This is a genomic window from Actinoplanes sandaracinus (assembly GCF_030009775.1).
In the GTDB taxonomy this organism is placed as follows: Bacteria; Actinomycetota; Actinomycetes; order Mycobacteriales; family Micromonosporaceae; genus Actinoplanes; species Actinoplanes sandaracinus.
Genome location: NZ_JASCTH010000070.1, coordinates 1 through 8791, shown reverse-complemented (window position 1 = coordinate 8791; position 8791 = coordinate 1). Strand labels below are relative to the sequence as shown.

4 protein-coding genes and 1 pseudogene are annotated in these 8791 nt (G+C 57.2%); all 5 read right to left on the bottom strand.

All coding sequences use genetic code 11. The annotated features are described in order from the left end of the window. Positions 1-141 precede the first annotated feature (141 nt). Positions 142-921, bottom strand: a complete 780-nt coding sequence (locus QLQ12_RS46450) for a hypothetical protein (RefSeq protein WP_282767491.1) — start codon at positions 919-921, stop codon at positions 142-144. Between the two features lie 3 nt (positions 922-924). Then, entirely contained in the window at positions 925-1458 is a 534-nt protein-coding gene (locus tag QLQ12_RS46445; protein ID WP_282767490.1) for a hypothetical protein, read from the bottom strand. Positions 1459-3513: 2055 nt separating this feature from the next. Further along, positions 3514-4347 (bottom strand): DUF7019 family protein, encoded by an 834-nt coding sequence (locus QLQ12_RS46440; RefSeq protein ID WP_282767489.1) that lies wholly within the window; start codon positions 4345-4347, stop codon positions 3514-3516. Between the two features lie 740 nt (positions 4348-5087). Then, positions 5088-5828: pseudogene (locus QLQ12_RS46435) on the bottom strand (tyrosine-type recombinase/integrase); the annotation flags it as partial. Between the two features lie 67 nt (positions 5829-5895). Further along, the gene (locus QLQ12_RS46430; RefSeq protein ID WP_282767488.1) at positions 5896-7635 is read right to left on the bottom strand and encodes a hypothetical protein; all 1740 of its coding nucleotides are present in this window, start codon (positions 7633-7635) and stop codon (positions 5896-5898) included. Positions 7636-8791: the final 1156 nt, after the last annotated feature.

Below are 8791 nucleotides of genomic sequence, written 5' to 3'. Positions count from 1 at the left end.
CATCCGACGCGAACTCGGCCAGGTCATCACGCAACCGGTCAGCCTCAACAACGTCCATACCTCAATGACAGCGACCGTCCATGAACAAGTCACCATCAGCCACTCGAAAGTGACAAAGCACTACTAGGGCCGTAGCGAACATCAGACCGAGATTAGCACCCGCGCAAAGGACACAAATCTCCAAAGCAAGATGCCAAGAGCTACGCTGAAAAAAGCAGATGCTATGAATGTTACTGTGGCAAACCGAATCTTCCGCCGCCACAATAGGTAAGACGTGGCCAGCGCTGACAATGCGATTGTCAGGAATGCGGGCTGCATGAATTGTTGACCGAAATATTGCAGATGCTCGCGCAACGATGCTCGCAGGACCAAAGCATCAAAGCTCTCAGCGGAAAACAGCCCGAAAGAGGCGGCGATAAGGATGGAGCTTTGGCGTTCACTGCCGACTCTCATCTTCCAGCCGATAGTTCCGAGAAGCGGGCCGGCACACAATGATGCTATCGCCCAAAAAGCCGCGGCGCGACCAACTGAAAGCAAACTAATAAAATCAGCAGAACTGCCGTCCTGAAGGTTTCCGCCGCGCCATCGCTGACTAACCCCGAGGACCATTGCATAGTAGACTACCGTGGCTATAAGAAGAGTGGCCGTGCTCCCAAGAACGGCAGCTCGCCAAGTGTTCTGCCTAAAACCCGTGGTTAACGCAACCATGCCCCACGCAAGTCCGCTACTGGTCAGTGTCAGCAGCATGGTTCCGAGCGTTCCCGGAACTAAGTCGCAGAGAAAGGCCGCTGCGCCCAGCGCCACAGAAGAAAGGAGTACCGTGCGCTTGTTATACCGGGCTTCTTTTGCTGTATTTTCTGTATCGAATGTTTGAGCAGCAACCATGTCCGCCTCGTTGTTCATTTGCGCGTCCTCATACACAAACTAACCTTCGCGCGATAAATTCATGTCCTTGCGTGGACAATTTGCTTCGATAGTATCACGAAGTTGCTCCGTTTCCCCTGATTCAGCAAGGGCGAGGACTCTATCGCGCGGGCCTTTGTCTTCCGAGACTAATCCGTAGTGATAGAAAGCAGACTCCTTAAGCCGGAGAACTTGCTGAAAAGCAGCACCTCGTTCTGCAGTTGACGTAGCAGAAAAATAGTTGCGTGCCCAAGTACAATGCCAATACCAGGCAGCATCAACCCTACCAGTATTGACGCCATAGTTAATCTCGTTCCCGTCGGAGGCGTGGCTTTCATACTGCCTGCCTTGAGGCCATTCCCATCCTGGCGCGAGGGCTAGTTTTCTAGCTTCGTCCTTGTATTCCAACGTTGCCTGCTCCGCCGAAATCCACTGCGCCTCATCAGGTGTGGGACTGGCTTGGCAGCCTGCGGTAACGAGAGCGGCGAGGAGCATAAACGCAACCTTGCTCTCAGTAAATCTTTTTCTGATTTTGGCAGACGATAGCAAAATCATGTACAGTCGCCCATTCAGGAGGTTTAAAGCAGGCTGCCCAAAGAAGGTGGCGGCGAGGCAGAAGCCCCGCCACCACCTTATTTTTTTGTGATTCTAGTAATACTGCGTACCACTGAACCTGTGAATGCATTGATCGAAGCAAGTGGTGCCGCGCGCGAACTCGTTTCGGAACTGCGTGCCGCCGGAAAGCGAACCGACAATCGTACTCTCTTCATTTTGCAGAATTCCTGTCGTGTAGCTTCCGCTAATCACGCCGCCGCTTGAGTTAATGAGTTGCCACTTCATGGAGTCGTAAGTTCCACAGCGACCGTTAATTTGGCTGAGCCAGCAGGGCGTTATGGACAGCGTGACCGTAACGCGTCCCGTTCCCTCCTTAGTGCGAACGTTGGCCGAGCGGTACCACTTCGTCGCGGAACTCCAAGTCTCCCCAGAAGCAGTGTGGTTAGAAGCCGCTTGGGCAGCTCCAGGGAAGGCGAAGGTCGTTGCCACGACCGCCGTGAGGCCGAGTACAGCAATCGCCGCACGGCGAAATGTCCTTGACAATGAGATTCTTCGCACTTGATATACCTTTCTAGGGTTGACAACTGTTGCGCATAGCCTTCTAGAGTCCAGAGCGATTCCCCATTTGCTCGCCGCCGTTCCACGCATCGCCATGTTGCTGAATGCGCTTCAATCGGGGGTGTATCGGCATCATTTCGGTCGGCAAAAAATAGGCAGTGGCGGGCAATTTTAACTCCGGCAAAATTGCCCTGTGCGCACTTCAAACCTTACGCAAGCGACGTAGCTCGATCAAGGGCGTCGACAGACGTGATTGCGCAAGCGAGCGCCTGCGCCGCGACACTTCATCCGACTTCCCTCACTGCATGTGATGATGATGGCTGCACTCTGAAGAGCCTTAGCAGGCCTACAGCCGGTCAGAGATCCTGGTGAAGACCTCTCCTCTACCGCAAAGAGGAGTATTTCGGGTACTGAAGTGCAAGTAACGGATCCGATTCGGAGAGTGATCGCGAGGTGGAGTGGATCACATCTGATTGATTGCGCGGTCTAGATGGCGTATATGCGCTGAAAGCGGCAACGGCGGCATCTAGTACTACAACCGCAGTAAACGGCCGAAAAGTATCCGTGATCGATTCGTCGAGTCAGTCGCGGCGGACGTCGAGATGAGCCACGGGTCGGCAGGGCTGGACCGCCTAAATACTGGAATCGGGCCTCAGAGCGCCTGCAGAAGCCGATAACAACTGGAGAGCCGCGCGTACCGGGCTGCCGCTGCCGCGGCCCTCATAAGCTCTCTTGATCGTGGCCAACGTTCCATCTTGTTGATCGACTCTCGTGATCATCGGAGCACCACAGGCACCAAGGTCAAGTCCTGTCGAACAACTTGCCGACTCCGCCCTCACCCAGCGCGCACCCGGATGAGTTGGGTCGATGCCCGTCCGCTCGACAACGAGCAGCGGTCTCAATTGCGGTCTCATTCGTTGCCGACCGATGCCGTTCGACCTTGTCCGCCGGTAGAGGACTGCCGCAGGTCAGACACGGTATCGGTTGGCACCGAACGGTGGTCAACAGACTTGGAAAGCGTGTTGGGGGAAACCCCTCACGAGTTCGAATCTCGTATCCTCCGCCAGCACCACCTGCGACAACATGCAAGGCCGGACCCGTCGGGTCCGGCCTTCTTGCTGCCTGCGTCTCAGTTCTCGTCTCAGTTGACGCCTGGCAAGCCGCCTTGGGCCAGTCCGTCTCAGTAGGTCAACCTCAGTGTCAGAGCCGACCGCCGCCTTGTCTCGTGACATGATCGGGCACGACGCTGCCGTCCCACGGCTCGTGGCAGCGGCGCTACGCCGGACACTTGGCTCGCCTCGTCACCGATCAGAACTTCCGCTCACCCATGGGCGCATTCGCCGCCTGTCGGCTCGTTACCCACGTCTACTCGCCTACTGGCCGTACGACCGCAAGCCTGGTGTGCGTGACCGCGGGCGTTCCCTCGGTCACCGCATGACCATGCGCCGACATCCGGAATTGCGACTGGCGGAATGGCATTTTCGATCTGAAATTGATTCAAGATGGTCGCATAAAACGCTGCGCAAACCGACGCAATGCCCCTGTTCTTGCAGCATCGATAACTTGCGGACTATCATCTGCATCAGGCTCAGGCAGCTGACGCGTATAGGCAGGCTTCAGCCCGGGAATGGGCGCACACGTCGCGGCCCAGATCGGAGTTCCAATCATCGCCACACGACCCGATCCTTGACCTATTGGGTACTCTCGCCAGCTGAATACCTGAAACAGGACGTCCAATTCGGCCCGCCCCGCTATATGCCCACTACCTAAGGTGCTTGATATGGTTAGCGCCGAGCGGATAGCCTGTTCAGGATCTGAATCGCTGGCCCAAAGGGCCGCTCCGCTAACGTCTTCGCGGTCGCCGGAAAATGACGATACTAGCTTGGCCATGCCGACCGGAGCTGACGGATACCAACCGCGATAACGGTGGTCTTCGCCTTCAGAGTAACCTACGAAGTTTTGCAGCGATCCGCATAGAGCGGCGAAAGCCGGCCCTTCCTTTGTGTCCGCGAAACAGCTCATCCAGGCAACGCGAAACCCTCCTTCCAGGAAGGGCACCTCTGCCCAAGTAACTTCCATGCGAGCGCGCACATAAGTTCCAGGATCAAGTAGCGTTCCAGTATTGTCACGAACGGCTTCTGTAACCTGCCGCGCGAGCCAATAATAGTTATCCACCTGCTTGCGACCTGACGCCTTTAGATCAATTCCCGGGATTTTAGCCGTTACGTTCACTTCCATGCCGCGACTATGCGCCTCATGCTGATCATAAAGATCATTTATTATTCGGCGCGAGAGATAGATGTACGTCTGAGGGAAGTTGTCTGTTGTCACGACCACACAGTAGATATCCGGCGCAAGTTGAGCCCGCTAAAGGCGCTGTCACTTGACACCGCCGGACGGGGCTCCTGCGCAATCACACCCCGACTCGCTCCAGATGAAGAACAACAGCAGGGCAGGGGCGCAAACTCCCCGCCACGCAAGGATTGACCTTCCGCTCTAGCCTTCAGCCTCCAGCGCGGAACGCCGCAGGTCGAGTGTCACATATTATGCACAAATTGACACTTGCGATCTTGCCTCCTCGGCAACTCGATCGACATAAGTCCTGATAGAAAATTTCCGTCACGGTGTATTGCAATTCTCGGACGAAGGTGTAGTTAGAAAAACACCGCGCCTGGGGCTTGCTGCGCGGCTGCGACTGTTCTTAGCCTTAAGCACATGCGAAGGCAATACTTGGACATGACTTTCACGCCCGTACAGGACAAAAGCAGGAGCCATGCCGGATCAGGTAGCAGGCCAAAAGAGTTGCGATTCAAAGCAATGCGATGACTGCATATCGAAACAGTTCCGGATGGGCTTAATGGGCCTAGCCCCACACTTCATAAGCGCTGCAGCAACTGTTATTGCCGCATGGGTAATTGCGGGAGCATAACGGACCACGGAACGATCTTTTGATGATCTTGATCGCGAGAAGGCCGGACCCTCTGAGGTCCGGCCTTCTTCCTATCGCCTTTTGAGCTGCCGCCTTCGGTAAGATGCAGACCTTGCTTGTGGCCCTTCGGACAGATCAAGGCGCTCGGCGGTTGAGGGTTTGTGAGATGGTTGTTCGCCTGCCAGATGAGCGCACCGACTCGCTTTGCGATGTCAGCGCGGACGGGGTCAGTCACATGTTGATAACGCGCGGCCATGCCAGTAGTGGCCCATCCCATGATGTCCATTGCCGCGCGCTCTTGTACGCCGAGGAGCAGGAGCACCGTTGCTGCCGTATGCCGAGCGTCGTGCAGTCGGCCGTTTCGGACCCCTGCGTCTCGTAGTAGCCTCTTCCATTCGTGGTAATCCGTGTTTGGGTTGAGCGGGCGACCGGTCGGGGACGTAAACACCCAACCTTCCTCTTCCCAGAGCTGCCGAGCCGTTTGTCGCTCTCGATCTTGCACCTCCCGGTGATCACGCAGAAGCTGCACCACACTTGCGGGCAAGCCCATCACCCGGCGGCCGGCTGCCGACTTCGTGTCGTCGGTGTCTTCGTTTGTCCGCTCGCGCCGCGGGCAGTAGCCGGCCTCCTTGCCGCACGGTTTGTCCTCGCACCCATGCGCGTACTTCGGCCGGAGTCGGTTACGGCGGACTCTCAAGGTGTGCTTGTCGAGGTCGACGTGTTCCAACTTCAAGCCGAGCGCCTCGCCTTGACGCAGGCCGAGCGCCAGAGCGATAGCCCAGCGAGCGCTGTTCCGGCGCTGCCCGGCTTGCTCAAGGATCCGCTGAACCTCGGCCACCGAATACGGCTCGACCTCCACGACCGTCAAACGGGGAGCGTCCGCTCAAGAGAATCCATTCAACACACTCCAAGTTAAGTTCACTCTCAAGAGTACAGTACTCAACTTGCTGCTATTCATCAGCAGCGTGCACTATGCCTTCGAACGCAGACTTAGATAGGGCCCACGGATCCTCGATCCGCCCGGCGCATGTGAGCCCGTATCGGCGGAGGCGTTCCGCTTCTTCACGATTACCCGTCTCAGTCAAAAGATCAGACCATTCGCGCTGGACATCCCACCAGCAGCCCGCATTTGCAGCCATCACGAAGAAGTCCCTCGCTCGCTGCAATTCTCCGACATTCCACAATTTACATGCGAACCACCAAAGGGAAGTCCTATCGCCGGCAGCAGCAGCCTGCATGAATAAATCTTCGGCCCGGCGAATGTCCCCAGCGTTGGCAACTTTTCCAGCCCACCGCCGAATGGCTACTTCGTCGCCTGCCTCCGCAGCCTTACGGAAGAGCCGCTCAGCATGCTCTGGATCCGAGTCGAGAATGCCCTCTGCCCAGCGCCACAACGCTTCTGTACTGCCTCCGTCGACCTTCTCCTGAAGGAGAATTTCCGCCCGATCTTGAAGCCCCAGCTTAAACAGGAATCCCGACCACCAGAGTGACAAGTGAGATGGAGCGAGCTTCGCATCCTGCTCGCACAGCTCGATAATCAGGTCGCGGTCTTGAACCAAGTCCAGATCTGCCGCCCACCACCATCGCGCCCACGCATCTCTGCCTTCCATCGCTAGCCGATAGTACTTCTCGGCTCCGGATCTATCCCCATGCTCCCACAAAAATCGGGCACGTCGCCTATGCGCTTCAATCTCGCCAGCCTCAGCGGCCCTCTCATACACAACCTCAACCTTCGCCCTATCGTGCAGCAACCCGGCAAGATCGGTAAGGGCCGAAGAATCCCCTAGCTCGGCCGCCCTCTCTAGGCATCGTTCGGCTGCCACTCGCTCGCCTGCACTCCATAGGACGAAAGCCCAGTGACGCAATCCAGCAGGCTCGGATATGCGGACAGCATTCCTCATAAGCGTCGAAGCGTGTCGTAGCCTCCCCGCGCTTTCCGCTGACACGCCTAGGCGCACCTGCGCCGCAGCATCTTGCAGTTCGCCTTCCGCCGCTGCCCAGAACGATTCCGGAGGAAATTCAAACATTCTTACGGTACGAGCATATTGCGCAAGGTAGTCGGCAAGCTGGTACCTTACATATTGTTGACTCTCATCTGGATAAGGACGGATCAGAGTCAGCGGACTCACCGCGCCCCGTACCGGCCTAGTCAAGCATCGAAAGGCATCGGCCAGCCAATCACCTTCTAGGGACCCCCAAATCTCACGCGGAATGTAACGCGGGGCTGCAGCGATCAGAAAGCTTTCAGGAAGGGGATCAGGATGACCAAGCCGGTGAGCATCCATTGCAGCCGTAAGGACCGCCCACGCACCGATCCGAGACGCACGAATTGCCGAGTACTGCTCGAGAAGGGCCACTCCGGCCGCAAGGTATTGAGTCGGGCGGCTTCTGCCTTCGGCTGATTCGAACGCGAGCCGGAGTCGGAGGTCAGATTTAACGCCCTTAGCCACTTCGGACAGATCGAAATTGGGGTCGATATCTATGCGATAAGCCAAACTTCGAAGCAGGTCACGCGCAGCAGGATGGGGAGCGGGCGCGTCATGCGTCGGATCGGTAACCAGGGTGCTCCAATCGTCTGGCCAAATTGTAGCAAGGACCACAATTGAACCAGCCCCCTGAAGAAGGCCGTGCAATCGGGAAGCAGCCTCTTCACCGCCAGCGACGCCGATGTATTCACGCAATTCGTCCAACCATAGGACCGTCTTAGGCCCAATCGAACTGCTTGATATTGCCTCAATTAGCGCTGCAGGCTTTGATGGCGCGACCGGATGAAAGAGTGTCCATTCCGATAGGTCACGATGTATGGCCTCAAAGGCGGCTCTCGTCTTCCCAGTCGACGATCCTCCTACCACCACGACCATTGCTGGCTTGCTTCCAAGCCCTGCCAGGAGGGCCGAAAGGGCGTCATCGTGACGCCTCCTAATATAGGAGGGAAGCGACGTCGGCGCACCCTCGATTTGGATCACCGGATGCACTTTAAGCGCAATCGCGTCGGTCATTTCGCTAACGGGACGACCTACTGGAACATTCATCCGAGCCTCGACCCAAGTTGCCTTGACTCGTCGAACGGACTCTTGCACATCCCAGCCCGCGTGGCGAGCTAGCACAGCCGCGATTGACGCTACGTCATGTTGACTAGGTGGCATCTCGACGGATCCGATACATCGGCGGATGCTATCCCGTTCAGGGGCCCCAGGGAGCTCATCATCTTGTCCGATCCACGCCGCTATCTGATCCAGGGCCGGCGCTCCAGCCTCTAGATAGAGCTGGTAGAGCAGATCCTTCAGGCGTTTGAGTGGACCGGCGGGTAGATCGGGCTTGGCGATCGCGCGTGGTCTGCGGACAGATGCCTCAGGCTTGTCGCGACTCATCGCTTCATCATCTCTGGCACGGTTCGTCTCTGCTAGCCCTGGCAGTACTTACTCGCACTCGCGCCTCGGGGCTCGTCGCAACTCGTCGAAGAGGCTGCCAACAACTCCATCGTGGTGACCAGACCGGTTCGCCGGAGTCAACATCACAAGCCTTGGAGGAAAGATGGCAAAACCCCGTAAAGATCACCTCTCCAAGTCGCTACTGGCGCGAGCGGTAGTGACCGGTTTCGTTGGAGGTGTGGTGCGCGCCGTCGCCGATTGGTGGCTCAGGCATTTCATGGGCTGAGTAGATGTTGCGGTCCACAAGCCGGGCTCTGCCACTCGCAGGGCCGTCTCAGTCCCCGTCTCAGAGGGCGGTAGGAAAGATTAGGTCCGTTTCGTGGCGAGAGTGAATATTCCGGGTTCGTTCTCGATCAGGATTCCGCGGCTGACCATGCGTTTGAGTCGTGCCCGGGCACCTTCGACGTGCTTGGGG